This window comes from Exiguobacterium acetylicum, from assembly GCF_022170825.1.
GTDB lineage: Bacteria > Bacillota > Bacilli > Exiguobacteriales > Exiguobacteriaceae > Exiguobacterium_A > Exiguobacterium_A acetylicum_B.
The window spans coordinates 464,703-482,947 of the sequence record NZ_CP081878.1; the positions used below are offsets into that span (position 1 = coordinate 464,703).

Below are 18,245 nucleotides of genomic sequence, written 5' to 3' on the forward strand. Positions count from 1 at the left end.
TTTCCGGGAGTGCAAGCCTTAAAACAGGTCTCGTTTGAAGTGAAATCCGGTGAGATTCATGCGCTCGTTGGTGCGAATGGTGCCGGTAAGTCGACGCTGATGAAAGTCTTATCCGGAGCAGAAACGGCGGACGAAGGCGTCATCCGTCTTAACGGAGAAGAGCTGTCGATTACGTCACCTCGGGATGCGAAACGAATCGGAATCGATCTCGTCCAACAAGAGGTCGATGTGGCACTTGTTCCGTATCTGACGGTCGCTGAGAATATCTGTCTTGATCTGTTGACGGACGGAACGATGACCGGCTTCGTATCCCAACGTCGTTACATACAACGTGCGAAAGAAGCGTTAGCGACATTACAGGCGGATATTTCCGTCAAGACACGTGTCGAAGAATTACGTCTTGCTGAAAAGCAACTCGTGTTGATCGCTCGTGCTCTCGTTCAGGAACGTCGTTTTTTGATTTTAGATGAACCAACGGCACCGCTCAGTCAGGCGGAAACGATCCATCTCTTTTCAGTCGTGCGACGTTTAGCGAAACGAGGACTTGGGATCATCTTCATTTCGCATCGCCTACAAGAACTATATGACATTTGTGATTCCATCTCGGTCATGCGCGACGGTCAACTCATCTCACGACATCTTTTAACGGATATCACGAAGGAAGCCGTCGTCGAGCAGATGCTCGGACGTCAGCTTACGTCTGTCGCCAAAACGTCACGAGCAAACGCGACGAATGTACTGACGGTCGAAAGTGCCACGAATGCGGACGTCCATGACATCTCCTTGACGGTTCAAGCTGGGGAAGTCGTTGGGATCGCGGGTCTTGTCGGCGCCGGTAAAACCGAATTATGTAAAGCATTGTTCGGCGACCGTCCGTTTCAAGCAGGAGAAGTTCGCTTAAATGGAACGGCCCATCGCCTGCGCGATCCGCAAGCTGCGATTCAAGCGGGAATTGGTCTCGTTCCTGAAGAACGGCGAAAAGAAGGGGTTCTCGTTGCCGATTCTGTCGCAGAAAATCTGACAGCAGCGGCAGCTCATGATTTCGTCAACCGCTGGGGGCTGATGGATCGTCGTAAAGAAGCAGATCAAGCGTCTAAATGGGTCAAGGAACTCGGCATCAAAGTAGCAGATGTGACGCAGGAGGCGGGACAGTTATCCGGTGGGAATCAACAAAAAGTCGCCATCGGAAAATGGTTACTGACGGATGTTTCTGTACTCGTCTTGGACGAGCCGACAAAAGGCGTCGACGTCGGAGCGAAACAAGATATCTATCGTCTGATTGACGATCTCGCACAACAGCAAAAAGGCATCATCTACGCGACGAGTGAATGGGATGAACTCTTGACCGTCACGGACCGGATTTACGTCATGTTCGATGGTCGAATCGTTCATGAAACGAAGACGTCAGATACATCAGAAGAAACCTTGTTGTGGTATGCGACAGGAGGAGGGCAACGATGAATGAGGTAGTATCGAAACAAACGAATCGGGGGAAAGGCTTACGTCCTGTCCTTGGGTTCTTGAACGACTGGGGGATCGTCCTCGCAATTCTTGCCCTCGTCCTGTTTTTTGCGACGACGGCTCCGACGTTCCTACAAGGGACGAATTTAATCAATATTTTACGAAGTATCTCCATCGTGACAATCATTGCGATTGGCTTGACGGTCTCATTGACGATCAATGGATTTGACTTGTCCGTAGGATCAACCGCAACTCTTGCAAGTTCATTCGTGGTCTCGTTCTTCGTCTGGTATAGTCTGCCACTCGGTGTCTCGATTGGTCTGGCACTCATTCTGTCTTTAAGTGTCGCCTTGTTGAATATCTTGCTCATTGTTTGGTTTAAGATTCCGGATTTGTTTGCGACGCTTGCGACGATGTTCATTGTAGAAGGAGCAGCAATGACCTATACGGGTGGTGGTTCAATCAGTGCTGGGATGCCGCGCCTAGACGGTACACCAACAGTCGGCACGATTCCGGAGGCATTCGCGAAAATCAGCCAGGCGCCTTGGATCATCGTCATCATGCTCGTCGTCGTCGCTGTGACCCATGTCTTCTTAAGTCATACGCGACATGGTCGTTTTCTCTATATCATCGGTGGAAATCCAGAAGCCGCACGACTGACAGGAATTCGTGTGAACCGTTACCGGGCACTTGCTTATCTGATTGCTGGATTGTTTGCTGCGGTCGGTGGGATTTTACTTGCTTCACAAGTTGGATCGTCGCAAATCAATGCGGGTTCCGGTTATTTGATGCCAGCGGTCGCAGCTGCATTCATCGGTTCCTCGTTCGCAGGACAAGGGAAACCGAATGCACTTGGTACACTTGTCGGCGCATGTCTCGTCGGGATTCTTGAAAATGGTCTCGTCATGCTGTCGGTACCATACTATTCCTTGAATATTATCAAGGGACTCGTTCTTGCACTGGCACTCGCGACGACCTATGCGCGGTATCGGAAAAAATAATTAAAATTCGACGTTTCGTTTATAACATATTCGGTAATATTCAATATATGAAAGGATGGTGATGCACATGAATGATTACCAATGTAGAGGGAACGATCGCATGTCGCTTCTGAAAGAAGAGGATCACCGGACTTGACGAACGTTGTCCATTGACACGGATGTATTCGTGTTTTACGTGCAACTGCACGGTTCAAGAACGGATCACGGCATGTGTTCGTTCCTGAAACAAATAAGGGGGAAACGCTACGGCGTTCCCCCTTTTTCATGTGCTACAAACTGCTCGTATTTCTTTAAAAGCGTAGCGGAATATGAGATGATATAAAAAGTCAGAAAATTCAACTACTACGAGAGCAAGGGGCCTGACAATGCGAACATACACTAAGGAGATTCAAGCGATTATCGACAACGTAGAGAAAGTCATCATCGGTAAGGAAGATGTCATCACACAATCATTGGCAGCATTACTAGCGGGCGGTCACGTCCTATTAGAAGACGTACCGGGAGTCGGGAAGACGATGCTCGTCCGTGCGTTCAGCCGATCGATCGGGTTGACCTTCAAACGTGTTCAGTTCACGCCAGACCTACTTCCGTCAGATTTGACGGGTGTATCGATGTATAACCAAAAAACAAGTCAGTTCGAATATAGACCGGGTCCGCTGATGGGAAACATCGTCTTAGCCGATGAGATCAACCGGACATCACCAAAAACTCAATCTGCCTTACTCGAGGGAATGGCGGAAGCGAACGTCACCGTCGATGGTGAGATTCATACGCTTCCGAATCCCTTTTTCGTCATGGCGACACAAAACCCGATTGAACATGAAGGAACATATCCGTTACCAGAAGCACAACTCGACCGTTTCCTCGTCAAAGTCAAAATGGGTTACCCTGATTTCCAGCAAGAAATGAAGTTACTCACGCGTTTTGAACGGGATGAACCAATTGAAACGCTTGAAGCGGTGATTGGTCGCGAGCAATTGCTCCAGATGAAAGAAGACGTCAAGAACGTCCATGTCTCGCAACCCGTTAAAAAATATATCGTCAATCTCGTCCAAGCGACACGGGCGAATGGGTCACTGTATCTCGGCGCGAGCCCTCGTTCTTCGATCGCTTTGATGAAAGTCGCGCAAGCGTGGGCATACATGGAAGGACGAAGTTTCGTTTTGCCGGATGACGTCAAACACCTCCTGATTCCAGTCCTGTCACACCGTCTGATTTTGACAGCAGATGCCCGTTATCATGGGCAATCGTCAGAACGGATTTTAGAACAAATCAAAAAAGAGATTGCTGTACCGATCCAACAAGACGTGGAGTCCCTATGACGAAGTGGCAAATTGGTTGGCGTTACGCTGTATTACTTTTGACGACGGCTGCCTTATGGACATATGCGCGCGTCGATGGCGGAAATGTCGCTTCCTTGCTGTTTTACGTCATGGCTGGCTTGACCGTCTACTGGACGCTCTTTCTGATCTGGCCTGTCACGCAGGCACTTGCGACACGAGAAGTCTCAAATAAAATGCTCGTTGCTGGAACGGATATCCCGGTCTCCTTACATGTTCGCCGACGTTTCCCGTTTCTTGTTGGAGCCGTTGAAGTGACGGAGGCGATTCCAAATGAACTCAGTGAAGAAAAACTTGATATCAGCCGTCCGCTCCGAGCCCATTACCGGAAGACGGAGCAAATCGATTATACGATTCCATCGATTCGCCGGGGAGTCTACCAGATTCCAGGTTGTATCGTCGAAATCACGGATCCGTTCGGTTTGTTTAAGCGAAAGCGGATGTTTCCAGTCGAGACGTATCTTGCGATTGAACCGGCTCGACTTGCCGTTCAACTTCCGCATGAGGAGGATCGTGGCGATGGTGGCATCTCACCCGTATCGATTGATCTTCGGCAGTCGTCTTTTACTGTCGTGGGTGTCCGGGAATATGTCAGTGGTGACCGGATGAATCAGATTGACTGGAAAGCGACGGCGAAGCGTCAAGGCTTGATGACGAAGACATTCGAACGGGAGCAAGAACGGGAAACAACGATCGTTTTCGATGAGGGAACGGAAGCAGGCGAAGCGTTCGAACGTGTCATCTCGATGCTCGCAGAAGCGACGGATCAGCTGAACAAGCGACGCTTAAGTTATCGGATCCACCTTGTCGGACATGCTGTTCAATCGTTATCGTTACCACTCGAAGGGGCGAAACTTACGCATTATCTGATGACGGCGCAGCCGAGTCGGACGCGGACGTTCATCGAATCGTGGGAGTACTCGTCAAAAGCACTTCGACTGAGCGGGAACGTCCTCTTCATCACACCGGATCTTGAGTCGAACAATGAATTATGGATTTCAAAGATTAATCAAGAAGCAACCGTTCATGTCTATACACCAGAACGGAGGGGAGTGCGATGATGCGACGATTGATTTGGAACGCCATCGCGGCAGCCGTTCTGACTTGTTTTATGCCACCACTTCTTGAACTGACGACATTTGAGCACCTCTCGTCATTCTTACCGATGCTGTTTCTGCCCTTGCTGTTGTCGCATCTACCGCGACGTTACTTTTTACTCGGAAGTCTCGGTGGATTGCTGTTGTCGTTTTATCTGATTTTGACACCAGGAGCGGCACCATGGGGGATCTTTACGGAAATCAGTTCGGATATTCAGAGCGTCATCAATGGTGAATTGCCGGGACGACCAGCCTTCGCGCTGTCGATCGGATTGATTAGTTTCTTGATCGCGTATCTGGCGCGCCGGACATTCCCGAATCGTGGATTCGTCTTCGGACTTGCCTTCGGAGTGATCGGCTTCATCGCGTATTGTGATACGTGGACGGATTACTCGGGAGAGACGTTCATTCTCTATCCGATCATCTTATCTTTGTTATTGCTCTATGCGACGGAAGTCAACGAACGACCGCGTGCCTCGTACGTTCGTCCGCTGAGTGCCTTATTCATCATGGGGGCTGTCATCGTCGCTGCTGTCCAAAGTCCTGTTATCAATGCGACATGGCAAGACAGTTGGTACGATTTGACGTCTGGTCTTGAAGGTGAAGGAGAACCGTCAAATGCGATTCAAAAGGTCGGCTATGGCAATAATGATGAGCAACTCGGAGGACCGTTCCAGATGGACGACCGGGAAGTCTTCCAAGTCGAAAGTGAAGGAAATCGGTACTGGCGAGTCGAGACGAAAGATATTTACACCGGCAAAGGCTGGGTGCTGTCGGAGTCGAACCCGGAAATTGATGCACGAGGCTTCTTCTCGCACTTCGGAAGAGAAGTCAAGACGCGCGAGGAAACAGCGACGTTTGAGATGGCACGTGAATTACCGTTCGTGCCATATAACGGAGACAACGTCCGGGTCTCGGTCGATCAACAACGACAAAATGTATTAGTTGATCCGGAGAATCAAAAAATATCGTATCTGGACGAGGCGGATCGTCAACGTAATTACCAAATTAACTATTCGTATCCGCTCTTTACGGAAGAACAACTTCAGACAGATGAACCCGTCAATTTATCGGATAGAGAAACGGAGCGGTATCTACAACTGCCGGAAGGCTTACCACAACGTGTCCGTGATTTAGCGGAACAAATCGTTGAAGGTGAAGAAACACCGTGGGACAAAGCACGGGCGATTGAAAATTATTTCGAAGAAGAGAACTTTGAATACAATACGGAAGAAGTTGCCGTACCAGGAGAAAACCAGGATTACGTCGATCAATTCCTGTTCGAGACAAAACTCGGATACTGTGATAACTTCTCGACGTCAGCTGCTGTTTTACTACGGGCAGCTGGGTTACCAGCTCGCTGGGTGAAAGGGTTCACAGGAGGCGAATCCGATGTCATCGGAGCTGCCGTAACGAGTTATACGGTACGGAATAAAAATGCCCATTCGTGGGTCGAAGTCTATATCGAAGGACCAGGCTGGGTACCGCTTGAGCCGACAGTCAGTTTCGATGGCGCAGGTCAATACACGATCGATCGGGAAACGGATAATGAGACGGAACAAGCGAACCCGCAACGCGAGACAGAAGACAATACGGAGACAACGACGCCGAATCGTCCGCAGGAAAATCTCCTTGACGAAGAGCAAACGACTGGAGCCGGACAGACGGAACAGAAGTCGATTCCCTTCTGGCCAATCTTCTTGACGGCACTTGCGCTCGTGTTCCTCTACCTGTTCCGAAAACCACTCATTCGGACACTCGCGATCCTCTTCTTCCGGAGACAAATCGAGCGACCGGAAGGATTCCGCCGGATGTACCGGTATCTCTTACGACGTCTTGATAAAAAAGGATTCCATTATAAAGATGGGCGGACGCTTGCTGAACTCGCTCACGAAGTCGATGGATATTACGAGACGTACGCGATGCGACCACTAACGGATGCTTATGAGCGGATGGTCTATGGTGGAGAATCACTATCGACTGAGAAAAAACGTGAATATTTCGAAAATATCATTCGTCATGTAGAGGGTTGATATTTACGAAACGATACAGTTACAATGGGAACAACGTAAATCACACACATGCAATCTCCTTTGTATATACTCGCGAATATGGCGCGAGAGTCTCTACCGGGTCACCTTAAACGACCTGACTATGAAGGAGCAGACCCTTCGTATACATTTTTTTGTGAAGCGGCCTGCTCTTTTTCCATTTTATCTATGGGCGAAGAGTGGGCTTTTTTCATAGGGTACGCATGAAATCAGAAAGGCGGGAACAGATTTGGAAGCACATTTGGACCAGGAAATGATTCTCGTCCTCGATTTTGGAGGACAATACAATCAATTGATCACACGTCGTATTCGGGACCTTGGTGTCTATAGTGAGTTGCATTCGCATAAAATCACTGCAGCAGAAGTAAAAGAAATCGCACCTGCTGGTATCATCTTCTCAGGTGGTCCACGTAGCGTCTACGCAGAGGATGCGTACCGGTGTGACCCAGAAATTTTCGACCTTGGTATTCCAATCTTCGGGATCTGTTACGGCATGCAGCTTATGTCACAACATTTCGGCGGAACAGTAGAACGTGCGGGACATCGTGAATATGGAAAAGCCACATTGACGTTACAAGACCCGTCACCGATGTATGCAAACCTGCCGCTCGAACAAACAGTTTGGATGAGCCACAGCGACCTCGTCACATCTGTGCCAAACGGATTCGTTGTCGATGGAACGAACGTGTCATGTCCAATCGCTTCGATCAAGAACGAAGAGTTGAAAATGTATGGTGTGCAGTATCACCCAGAAGTGAACCATACGGTCTTCGGGAAAGAATTGCTCAAGAACTTCCTCTTTGAAGTCTGTAAATGTACGGGCGACTGGTCAATGGAGAACTTCATCGAAATCGAAGTAGCGAAGATCCAAGAACAAGTCGGCGATAAAAAAGTTCTTTGTGCCCTTTCAGGTGGTGTCGACTCGTCTGTCGTCGCAGCTTTGATTCACAAAGCAATCGGTGATCAATTGACATGTATGTTCGTCGATCACGGTTTACTGCGTAAGGGAGAAGCAGAGAGCGTCATGAAGACATTCGCGGATCACTTCCACATGAACGTCATCAAGATTGATGCACAAGATCGTTTCCTCGATAAACTCCGTGGTATCTCGGATCCTGAGCAGAAACGTAAAATCATCGGTAACGAGTTCGTCTACGTCTTTGACGAAGAAGCTTCGAAGCTGACGGATATGGACTTCCTTGCGCAAGGTACACTCTATACGGATATCATCGAGAGTGGTACGGATACGGCACAAACAATCAAATCACACCATAACGTCGGTGGATTGCCGGAAGATATGCAGTTTGAATTGATCGAACCAATCAACACGTTGTTCAAGGATGAAGTCCGTGAACTCGGGAAAGAACTCGGTCTTTCCGATGAAATCGTGTGGCGTCAGCCGTTCCCAGGACCAGGTCTCGGAATTCGTGTCCTTGGTGAAATCACAGATGAGAAACTCGAAATCGTTCGCGAATCTGATTTCATTCTTCGTGATGAGATTAAAAAAGCTGGACTCGAGCGCGAAATCTGGCAGTACTTCACAGTCCTTCCTCCGATCCGTTCGGTTGGTGTCATGGGTGATGAGCGAACATACGACTATGCAGTCGGAATCCGCGCCGTCACGTCAATTGACGGGATGACATCAGACTGGGCACGTATCCCATGGGACGTACTTGAGAAGATTTCGGTCCGGATCGTCAATGAAGTTCAGAACGTCAACCGCGTCCTGTACGATGTGACGTCGAAACCACCGTCAACAATCGAATGGGAATAAACGATCAGCACCACGTTCTTTTACAGAAACGTGGTGCTTTTTTGTTATCTCCTGCTACACTATGAGATGGAGCTTATTACTATAGAGGATAGGTAAGGACATTCGTTATGAACAAACGCGATGCATATTGGGATAATGCGAAATTCGGATTGATTACGCTCGTCGTATTCGGTCATTTGATTGAACCGATGATTTCAAAAGATGTCGGTATTACGAACCTGTTTCATTTCATTTATCTGTTTCATATGCCGGCCTTCGTCTTCATCTCCGGCTACTTTACGAAAGGACGCATGACGACATCTCGTCTTCTTCGACTGACGTTAGATTATCTTCTGTTGTTTCTGCTTGTGCAAACGGTATTCGTCGCAGTAACAAAGTGGTTGGGACTTACACAATATGCGTTTTGGACGCTGCAACCAGCTTATATCTATTGGTATCTGTTTGCGGTGTTTATATGGACGTTGGTGTTGTGGGTAATCGTCTGGATAAATCACTTTCTACAAGTGTCATTATGGTACTTTGTCGCAGGAAGCATCGTAATTAGTGTTTATCTCGGCTTTTTTGAAGCGATCGGCTGGACACTTAGTGCTTCACGGATTATCGTGTTTTTCCCGTTCTTTTTACTAGGCTATATATTCCGCCGACACCAGTTAACCTTTCCGACATCGGGTGGTGCAAAGATTTTTGGATTAGGGATGGGAGGAATCGCAATCGTCCTATTGTTACGTTACCCAGAGATTTTGAACTTTCAGTTGTTGAGTGGTACAACCGGTTATGCTGCTATGGATCTAGGTGTAGAAGGAGCAGGTATTCGACTTTCTTTGTATGGTTTACAACTTCTTTTGATCTGCGCTTTTTTTGCTTGGATACCAAGGCGAAATGGGATTGGAACAACACTTGGGGCTCATACATTACCGATTTATGTCGGACACGGTTTTATCGTAAAAGTATTAGTTGCTACATCGTTCTATGATAATGTCGGGATTTGGCATAGCATATGGGTTAGTGTGATGACCATTCTGATTTTGGTTTTACTCGGAAAATTCCCAATGACACTACAACTATCGAAATGGATTATAGTAGATTCCGAACAGAAGAGCGCTTACAAAACCGAACGTTCGGATAAAATAAGTAGTTAAATTTCGTTATTATGGTTGACCCCTGAATTTGACCGTGCTACGATGTGTCTGTTCTTATTTTTCATACCACTAAAAAAACATAAATAATGCCGTATAATTCTGGGGATAGGGCCCGGAAGTCTCTACAGGAACACCGTAAAGGTTCCTACTACGGCGCACACGCAGCATCGTGCGCTTATTGAAACGGCTTTTACCGCTTAGGTAAGGGCCGTTTTTTGTTTTCAAGGAGACGGCTTATTTGGAAGGAAGGCAATCATGAGCACACAATTGAAACAGCCACACCAACCGAAAGCAAAAGAAAATGCGATCGCGCGTTTCTTTGATTTCAATGGGCTTGGTACGAACATGCGTACAGAGTTCATCGCCGGCATGACGACATTCTTTGCGATGGCGTACATCCTATTCGTCAACCCGAACACATTAGCAGATGCGGGAATGGATGCAGGAGCAGTTTTCGGAGCAACAGCGCTCGTTGCAATGATTGGTTCCATCACGATGGGAGTATTCGCGAATTATCCGATTGCGCTTGCACCGGGTATGGGCTTAAACGCCTTCTTCGCTTATAGTGTCGTCATCGGAATGGGTATTCCATGGCAAACCGCACTTTCGGGTGTTCTCGTCTCAGGTCTCGTCTTCATGGTATTAACGGCTTCAGGCATTCGTGAGGTCATCATCAATGCGATTCCAGAACCACTGAAAATGGCGGTTGCAGCAGGAATCGGATTATTCATTGCTTTCATCGGTTTAAAAACAGGTGGTTTAGTCGTTGCGAACGAAGCAACACTCGTCTCACTTGGTTATCTAAGTAAGGGAACGACACTCCTCGCGGTATTCGGTCTTGTTGTCTCGGCAGTCTTGATGACACGCGGTGTCAAAGGCGCGATTTTCTTCGGAATGATTTTAACAGCAATTGCGGGTATGATCTTCGGCTTGATTCCAGTTCCGACAAGTCTTGGTGAGATCGTTTCAGCACCACCGAGTATCGCCCCAACATTTGGACAGGCATTCCTTCACTTTGATGAAATCTTCACGGTTCAAATGATGATCGTCATCTTGACATTCTTCTTCGTGGATTTCTTTGATACAGCAGGTACGCTGGTTGCAGTAGCAAACCAAGCGGGGCTGATTAAAGAAAATAAAGTACCACGTGCGGGTCGCGCATTAATTGCTGACTCAACAGCGACGGTAGCAGGTTCGATTCTTGGAACATCAACGACGGTTTCTTACGTTGAATCCAGCGCAGGGGTCGCAGCAGGTGGTCGTTCAGGTATGACAGCGATCGTCACAGCATTGTTCTTCGGTCTCGCTTTATTCTTCTCACCATTACTTGCAATCATTACAGCACCGGTCACAGCACCCGCATTGATCATCGTCGGTGTGTTGATGGCAGCTTCATTGCTTCAGATTGATTGGAAGAAATTCGAGTACGCGGTTCCGGCTTTCTTGACGGTCATCATGATGCCATTAACGTATTCGATCGCAACAGGGATTGCATTCGGTTTCCTCTTCTATCCGGTCACGATGATCGCTAAAGGACGAGCGAAAGAAGTGCATCCAATCATGTATGTGTTGTCACTCGGATTCCTCGGTTACTTCATCTGGTTGCATTAATCCAAACTACGTCTTTCTTCTATATAGAAGAAAGACGTTTTTTTATTAGGAGAGGGTAAGGAAGAAGAGAGAGGATGATTCAGATGTTACAACAAATTACTGGACCTGCATTTGAATACTTGGCTGAGAATAGACTGTTGATTCAATTAGCTAGAAAAGTCGGATTACCACTTGGTGGAACGTTATTCGTCGGAGGGCAGGGCGCAGAAGAAACACTCGATACGGTGAGACAATTCAATCAAGATGGACGAGCCGCCACAGTAGATTGTTTGGGTGAGTTCGTCGAGACAGAACAAGACGCGGTAGACATCGCAAATGAATGTATTAAAGTCATCGGACAGATCAAAGCATATGATCTAGACGCACAAGTATCTTTAAAGCTGACATCAATCGGGTTAAGAATTGATCCGGATATCGCCTATCAGCAGTTAAGTCGTATTGCAGAGGTTGCTGACCAAAGAAATATGCGTGTGACCGTCAATATGGAAGAAGCGGCGATGGTCGAGTCGATTGTGCAAGTATTTGAAAGGGTGCACGATCGATATCCGAACGTTGGGATTGCATTACAGGCAAATGTATACCGCAGTCGTTTTGACCTAGAACGTCTTCAATCAACAGTACGTGTCGTTAAAGGGGCATACGACGGAGATGATGAAACCTATATCCAACCTAAGAAGACCGTAGATGAGACGTATCTTCAATTAGTGAAGATTAATTTGTTAGAAGGCAACTATACTCAGATCGCGACACATGATGAACAGATTATTCGACAAATCATTCGCTTTACTCAAATGAAAAATATTGATCGAACACAGTTTGAATTTCAAATGCTTCAAGGTATGCGACCGAAGCGACAACAAGAGCTCGTTCGACAAGGCTACCGTGTCGTCATCTATGTTCCGCACGGTGTCGACTGGTATACGTATTTGATGAGACGACTGGCTGAACGCCCAGCCAATATCGCTTTTACAGTAGGCGCCATGTTAAGAAGGTAAAGACTTTGCGAAGAGGATTTAAACTCTTTGCAAAGTTTTTTTGAAATAATGCTTGTGTTTGTCGAATTTTGTTGTTATATTAATAAATGTTCCAGCGAGACGCCTTTTATAAACGGTTCGTTGGGGCTGAAAAGTTTTTTTAAAAAGCATGGTTGACATAAACAAAACAACCTGTTAATCTATTAAAGTCGCTAAGGCGGCGGACGAACTTTGAAAACTGAACGATGAGGCAAAAATCGTATTCTACGGAATACAAAAACGAATGAAGCGCAAGCTTCGTCAATCGTGACTTCGGTCACAACAACGAGCAAGTCAAACACTTCATGGAGAGTTTGATCCTGGCTCAGGACGAACGCTGGCGGCGTGCCTAATACATGCAAGTCGAGCGCAGGAAGCTGACGGAACTCTTCGGAGGGAAGGCAGTGGAATGAGCGGCGGACGGGTGAGTAACACGTAAGGAACCTGCCTCAAGGATTGGGATAACTCCGAGAAATCGGAGCTAATACCGGATAGTTCAACGGACCGCATGGTCCGCTGATGAAAGGCGCTCCGGCGTCACCTTGAGATGGCCTTGCGGTGCATTAGCTAGTTGGTGGGGTAACGGCCCACCAAGGCGACGATGCATAGCCGACCTGAGAGGGTGATCGGCCACACTGGGACTGAGACACGGCCCAGACTCCTACGGGAGGCAGCAGTAGGGAATCTTCCACAATGGACGAAAGTCTGATGGAGCAACGCCGCGTGAGTGATGAAGGTTTTCGGATCGTAAAACTCTGTTGTAAGGGAAGAACACGTACGAGAGGTAATGCTCGTACCTTGACGGTACCTTACGAGAAAGCCACGGCTAACTACGTGCCAGCAGCCGCGGTAATACGTAGGTGGCAAGCGTTGTCCGGAATTATTGGGCGTAAAGCGCGCGCAGGCGGCCTTTTAAGTCTGATGTGAAAGCCCCCGGCTCAACCGGGGAGGGCCATTGGAAACTGGAAGGCTTGAGTACAGAAGAGAAGAGTGGAATTCCACGTGTAGCGGTGAAATGCGTAGAGATGTGGAGGAACACCAGTGGCGAAGGCGACTCTTTGGTCTGTAACTGACGCTGAGGCGCGAAAGCGTGGGGAGCAAACAGGATTAGATACCCTGGTAGTCCACGCCGTAAACGATGAGTGCTAGGTGTTGGGGGGTTTCCGCCCCTCAGTGCTGAAGCTAACGCATTAAGCACTCCGCCTGGGGAGTACGGCCGCAAGGCTGAAACTCAAAGGAATTGACGGGGACCCGCACAAGCGGTGGAGCATGTGGTTTAATTCGAAGCAACGCGAAGAACCTTACCAACTCTTGACATCCCATTGACCGCTTGAGAGATCAAGTTTTCCCTTCGGGGACAATGGTGACAGGTGGTGCATGGTTGTCGTCAGCTCGTGTCGTGAGATGTTGGGTTAAGTCCCGCAACGAGCGCAACCCCTATCCTTAGTTGCCAGCATTTAGTTGGGCACTCTAGGGAGACTGCCGGTGACAAACCGGAGGAAGGTGGGGATGACGTCAAATCATCATGCCCCTTATGAGTTGGGCTACACACGTGCTACAATGGACGGTACAAAGGGCAGCGAGACCGCGAGGTGGAGCCAATCCCATAAAGCCGTTCCCAGTTCGGATTGCAGGCTGCAACTCGCCTGCATGAAGTCGGAATCGCTAGTAATCGCAGGTCAGCATACTGCGGTGAATACGTTCCCGGGTCTTGTACACACCGCCCGTCACACCACGAGAGTTTGCAACACCCGAAGCCGGTGAGGTAACCGCAAGGAGCCAGCCGTCGAAGGTGGGGTAGATGATTGGGGTGAAGTCGTAACAAGGTAGCCGTATCGGAAGGTGCGGCTGGATCACCTCCTTTCTAAGGAAAACGTCCCTTACGGGACATGCCCATCGTTCAGTTTTGAGAGCTCGTCTCTCACGTCTCGAAAGAGACACTCGCACCTTGAAAACTGAAGACATCAACAAGACATCAAACTTTTTATAACCATGTCATTAGACGTGTGTTCTTAGAATACCAACGCTAGATCAAGGTATGAAGGGCGTACGGTGGATGCCTTGGCACTAGGAGCCGATGAAGGACGCGACGAACAGCGATATGCTTCGGGGAGCAGTAAGTATGCTTTGATCCGAAGATTTCCGAATGGGGGAACCCACCATCTGTAATGGGATGGGACATGTTACGTGAATACATAGCGTAGCGTGAGGCAGACCCGGGGAACTGAAACATCTAAGTACCCGGAGGAAGAGAAAGCAAATGCGATTCCCTGAGTAGCGGCGAGCGAAACGGGAACAGCCCAAACCGGAGAGCATGCTCTTCGGGGTTGTAGGACACTCTATACGGAGTCAAAAAGGAAGACAGTAGGTGAAGGACCTGGAAAGGTCGGCCGAAGAAGGTGACAGCCCTGTAGCTGAAACTGTTTTCCCTCCAGAGTGGATCCTGAGTACGGCGGGACACGTGAAACCCCGTCGGAATCCGGGAGGACCATCTCCCAAGGCTAAATACTCCCTAGTGACCGATAGTGAACCAGTACCGTGAGGGAAAGGTGAAAAGCACCCCGGAAGGGGAGTGAAATAGATCCTGAAACCGTATGCCTACAAGTAGTCAGAGCCCGTTAACGGGTGATGGCGTGCCTTTTGTAGAATGAACCGGCGAGTTACGATAACGCGCGAGGTTAAGCCGATGAGGCGGAGCCGTAGCGAAAGCGAGTCTGAACAGGGCGTTCAGTGCGTTGTCGTAGACCCGAAACCAGGTGATCTACCCATGTCCAGGATGAAGGTCAGGTAACACTGACTGGAGGTCCGAACCCACGCACGTTGAAAAGTGCGGGGATGAGGTGTGGGTAGCGGTGAAATGCCAATCGAACCTGGAGATAGCTGGTTCTCCCCGAAATAGCTTTAGGGCTAGCCTCGAGGTTGAGAGTTCTGGAGGTAGAGCACTGATTGGACTAGGGGCCCCCACAGGGTTACCGAATTCAGTTAAACTCCGAATGCCAGCAACTTATACTCGGGAGTCAGACTGCGAGTGATAAGATCCGTAGTCAAGAGGGAAACAGCCCAGACCGCCAGCTAAGGTCCCAAAGTGTATGTTAAGTGGAAAAGGATGTGGCGCTGCCTAGACAGCTAGGATGTTGGCTTAGAAGCAGCCACCATTCAAAGAGTGCGTAATAGCTCACTAGTCGAGTGGCGCCGCGCCGAAAATGTAACGGGGCTAAACATACCACCGAAGCTGCGGATTCCGTAAGGAATGGTAGGGGAGCGTTCCAAACCGCTGTGAAGCTGTACCGGAAGGAGCAGTGGAGCGTTTGGAAGTGAGAATGCCGGTGTGAGTAGCGAAAAGAGGGGTGAGAATCCCCTCCGTCGAAAGCCCAAGGTTTCCTGAGGAAGGCTCGTCCGCTCAGGGTTAGTCTGGACCTAAGCCGAGGCCGAAAGGCGTAGGCGATGGATAACAGGTTGATATTCCTGTACCGCCGATCCACCGTTTGAACAATGGGGGGACGCAGGAGGATAGTGACGCATGCGGATGGAAGTGCATGTGCAAGTTTCAAGACCGTCTGATTGGCAAATCCGTCAGGCATCAAAGTCAAGGAACGATGCGGAGTCCCGTAGGGACGTAGGTCACGATTTCACACTGCCAAGAAAAGCCTCTAGTGAGGGGGAAGGCGCCAGTACCGTAAACCGACACAGGTAGGCGAGATGAGAATTCTAAGACGCGCGGGATAACTCTCGTTAAGGAACTCGGCAAAATGGTCCCGTAACTTCGGGAGAAGGGACGCTCTACATGAGTAGAGCCGCAGTGAATAGGCCCAAACGACTGTTTAGCAAAAACACAGGTCTCTGCTAAATCGCAAGATGACGTATAGGGGCTGACGCCTGCCCGGTGCTGGAAGGTTAAGGGGATGGGTTAGCGCAAGCGAAGCTTTGAACCGAAGCCCCAGTAAACGGCGGCCGTAACTATAACGGTCCTAAGGTAGCGAAATTCCTTGTCGGGTAAGTTCCGACCCGCACGAAAGGCGTAACGATTTGGGCACTGTCTCAACGAGAGACCCGGTGAAATCATAGTACCTGTGAAGATGCAGGTTACCCGCGACAGGACGGAAAGACCCCATGGAGCTTTACTACAGCCTGATATTGAGGCTTTGTGCATGATGTACAGGATAGGCGGGAGACGTCGAGCCCGGAGCGCCAGCTTCGGAGGAGTCACCCTTGGGATACCGCCCTTCATGCATAGAGTCTCTAACTCGCAGCCGTAATCCGGCTGGAGGACCGTGTCAGGCGGGTAGTTTGACTGGGGCGGTCGCCTCCTAAACAGTAACGGAGGCGCCCAAAGGTTCCCTCAGAATGGTTGGAAATCATTCGTAGAGCGCAAAGGCAGAAGGGAGCTTGACTGCGAGACCTACAAGTCGAGCAGGGACGAAAGTCGGGCTTAGTGATCCGGTGGTTCCGCATGGAAGGGCCATCGCTCAACGGATAAAAGCTACCCTGGGGATAACAGGCTGATCTCCCCCAAGAGTCCACATCGACGGGGAGGTTTGGCACCTCGATGTCGGCTCATCGCATCCTGGGGCTGGAGTAGGTCCCAAGGGTTGGGCTGTTCGCCCATTAAAGCGGTACGCGAGCTGGGTTCAGAACGTCGTGAGACAGTTCGGTCCCTATCCGTCGTGGGCGCAGGAAATTTGAGGAGAGCTGTCCTTAGTACGAGAGGACCGGGATGGACGCACCGCTGGTGTACCAGTTGTTCCGCCAGGAGCATCGCTGGGTAGCTACGTGCGGACGGGATAAATGCTGAAAGCATCTAAGCATGAAGCCCCCTCCAAGATGAGATTTCCCTTTGAGTAATCAAGAAAGACCCCTCAGAGACGATGAGGTAGATAGGTCACGGGTGGAAGCATGGCGACATGTGGAGCTGAGTGATACTAATCGGTCGAGGCCTTGTTCTAGCAGATGCTTGTTGATGACTTCAGTTTTGAGGGCGCGAGCCCGATCGTCTGGTGACGATAGCCAAGTGGTCACACCCGTTCCCATGCCGAACACGGAAGTTAAGCACTTGAACGCCGAAAGTAGTTGGGGGCTTCCCCCTGTGAGGATAGGACGTTGCCAGGCAAACGGTGGTTCTGGAGCATACGCTCAAGGGCCGCCGCTTTTTTGTGTCTTTTTGTAGAAAGACATGTATCTATTTTAATGAAGGGACTGAACAGGGATATGGCGAAAAAAACGAAACTACGTGTAGCCGTCGAAGAGAACGAGACGATTGGTGCTTGTTTGGATCGTATCGATGCCATGGGATACCGCCCGACGGTCCGACGAGAAGAGCCGATCTTTGGATTAGATGCCAATGGCGAACCGTATCCAATTCGTCAGCAAATCGTCTTTGATTGTAAAGTGAAAGAAAGCGAATGACAACGTCGCGAGCACCCTCCTGTTACCTTGGAGGGTGCTTTTTTTATGCTGTAACGCTTCTGAGGTATATCCAAAAATAAACTCCGAATGGACACTGGATGAAATCAGAAAAACACCTTTTAAAACCGAACGATAAATTTTCAGATAATTAAATTGTTCGCCTTTGGTTGACGCTTTGGGATGGACTTGTTAAGATGAAGTCGTGACAGGATGATTGAATATAAACACCTCGTATAATAGCAGGGATATGGCTTGCAAGTTTCTACCCAACGACCCTAAATCGTTGGACTATGGGGTATATGGATGTTCGTCGATATTTCTTTGGCGTACCTTTTTATACCCTAAGCCACCCTTT

10 protein-coding genes, 3 rRNA genes and 3 riboswitches are annotated in these 18,245 nt (G+C 49.0%); all 13 genes read left to right on the forward strand.

Annotated elements, in window-relative coordinates; genetic code table 11:
- Positions 1–9 precede the first annotated feature (9 nt).
- The 13 genes from K6T22_RS02480 (at position 10) to K6T22_RS02540 (ending at position 17,890) form a co-directional block, all read left to right on the forward strand.
- On the forward strand, positions 10–1,461 hold the full coding sequence (locus tag K6T22_RS02480) for a sugar ABC transporter ATP-binding protein (protein ID WP_337927098.1): 1,452 nt from the start codon (positions 10–12) through the stop codon (positions 1,459–1,461).
- Complete coding sequence (locus K6T22_RS02485) at positions 1,458–2,462, forward strand: ABC transporter permease (protein ID WP_238238740.1); 1,005 nt, start codon at positions 1,458–1,460, stop codon at positions 2,460–2,462. The genes K6T22_RS02480 and K6T22_RS02485 overlap by 4 nt, the downstream gene beginning before the upstream one ends.
- A gap of 365 nt (positions 2,463–2,827) precedes the next feature.
- Positions 2,828–3,784 carry an AAA family ATPase gene (locus tag K6T22_RS02490; protein WP_238238742.1) on the forward strand — a complete coding sequence of 319 codons (957 nt, stop codon included), beginning with the start codon at positions 2,828–2,830 and terminating at the stop codon, positions 3,782–3,784.
- Positions 3,781–4,863 (forward strand): DUF58 domain-containing protein, encoded by a 1,083-nt coding sequence (locus tag K6T22_RS02495; protein ID WP_053452595.1) that lies wholly within the window; start codon positions 3,781–3,783, stop codon positions 4,861–4,863. The genes K6T22_RS02490 and K6T22_RS02495 overlap by 4 nt, the downstream gene beginning before the upstream one ends.
- Positions 4,860–6,932 carry a transglutaminase TgpA family protein gene (locus K6T22_RS02500; protein WP_238238743.1) on the forward strand — a complete coding sequence of 691 codons (2,073 nt, stop codon included), beginning with the start codon at positions 4,860–4,862 and terminating at the stop codon, positions 6,930–6,932. Before K6T22_RS02495 ends, K6T22_RS02500 begins: the two co-directional genes overlap by 4 nt.
- A 40-nt stretch (positions 6,933–6,972) precedes the next feature.
- Positions 6,973–7,074: riboswitch (purine riboswitch) on the forward strand.
- 129 nt (positions 7,075–7,203) lie between these two features.
- Positions 7,204–8,724, forward strand: a complete 1,521-nt coding sequence (gene guaA, locus K6T22_RS02505) for a glutamine-hydrolyzing GMP synthase (protein WP_050677135.1) — start codon at positions 7,204–7,206, stop codon at positions 8,722–8,724.
- Positions 8,725–8,831: 107 nt separating this feature from the next.
- Complete coding sequence (locus tag K6T22_RS02510) at positions 8,832–9,863, forward strand: acyltransferase family protein (RefSeq protein WP_238238745.1); 1,032 nt, start codon at positions 8,832–8,834, stop codon at positions 9,861–9,863.
- Positions 9,864–9,932: 69 nt separating this feature from the next.
- Positions 9,933–10,034: riboswitch (purine riboswitch) on the forward strand.
- A gap of 135 nt (positions 10,035–10,169) precedes the next feature.
- Positions 10,170–11,474, forward strand: coding sequence for an NCS2 family permease (locus tag K6T22_RS02515; RefSeq protein ID WP_238240008.1), 1,305 nt, complete (start codon positions 10,170–10,172; stop codon positions 11,472–11,474).
- A gap of 83 nt (positions 11,475–11,557) precedes the next feature.
- Positions 11,558–12,469 carry a proline dehydrogenase family protein gene (locus K6T22_RS02520; protein WP_238238747.1) on the forward strand — a complete coding sequence of 304 codons (912 nt, stop codon included), beginning with the start codon at positions 11,558–11,560 and terminating at the stop codon, positions 12,467–12,469.
- A gap of 320 nt (positions 12,470–12,789) precedes the next feature.
- Positions 12,790–14,351 (forward strand): 16S ribosomal RNA (locus K6T22_RS02525).
- 165 nt (positions 14,352–14,516) lie between these two features.
- Positions 14,517–17,430: ribosomal RNA gene (locus K6T22_RS02530) — 23S ribosomal RNA — on the forward strand.
- 47 nt (positions 17,431–17,477) lie between these two features.
- A 5S ribosomal RNA gene (gene rrf, locus K6T22_RS02535) occupies positions 17,478–17,593 on the forward strand.
- The 16S, 23S and 5S rRNA genes sit together here, the layout of an rRNA operon.
- Positions 17,594–17,692: 99 nt before the next feature.
- The gene (locus tag K6T22_RS02540) at positions 17,693–17,890 is read left to right on the forward strand and encodes an NETI motif-containing protein (RefSeq protein ID WP_029340738.1); all 198 of its coding nucleotides are present in this window, start codon (positions 17,693–17,695) and stop codon (positions 17,888–17,890) included.
- A gap of 209 nt (positions 17,891–18,099) precedes the next feature.
- A riboswitch (purine riboswitch) is annotated at positions 18,100–18,201 on the forward strand.
- The last annotated feature ends 44 nt before the right edge of the window (positions 18,202–18,245 follow it).

Coding starts and splice junctions, on each gene's coding strand:
- K6T22_RS02485 (WP_238238740.1), top strand. CDS start 1,458: ATGAATGAGGTAGTATCGAAACAAACGAATCGGGGGAAAGGCTTACGT.
- K6T22_RS02490 (WP_238238742.1), top strand. CDS start 2,828: ATGCGAACATACACTAAGGAGATTCAAGCGATTATCGACAACGTAGAG.
- K6T22_RS02500 (WP_238238743.1), top strand. CDS start 4,860: ATGATGCGACGATTGATTTGGAACGCCATCGCGGCAGCCGTTCTGACT.
- K6T22_RS02520 (WP_238238747.1), top strand. CDS start 11,558: ATGTTACAACAAATTACTGGACCTGCATTTGAATACTTGGCTGAGAAT.
- K6T22_RS02510 (WP_238238745.1), top strand. CDS start 8,832: ATGAACAAACGCGATGCATATTGGGATAATGCGAAATTCGGATTGATT.
- K6T22_RS02540 (WP_029340738.1), top strand. CDS start 17,693: ATGGCGAAAAAAACGAAACTACGTGTAGCCGTCGAAGAGAACGAGACG.
- guaA (WP_050677135.1), top strand. CDS start 7,204: ATGATTCTCGTCCTCGATTTTGGAGGACAATACAATCAATTGATCACA.
- K6T22_RS02495 (WP_053452595.1), top strand. CDS start 3,781: ATGACGAAGTGGCAAATTGGTTGGCGTTACGCTGTATTACTTTTGACG.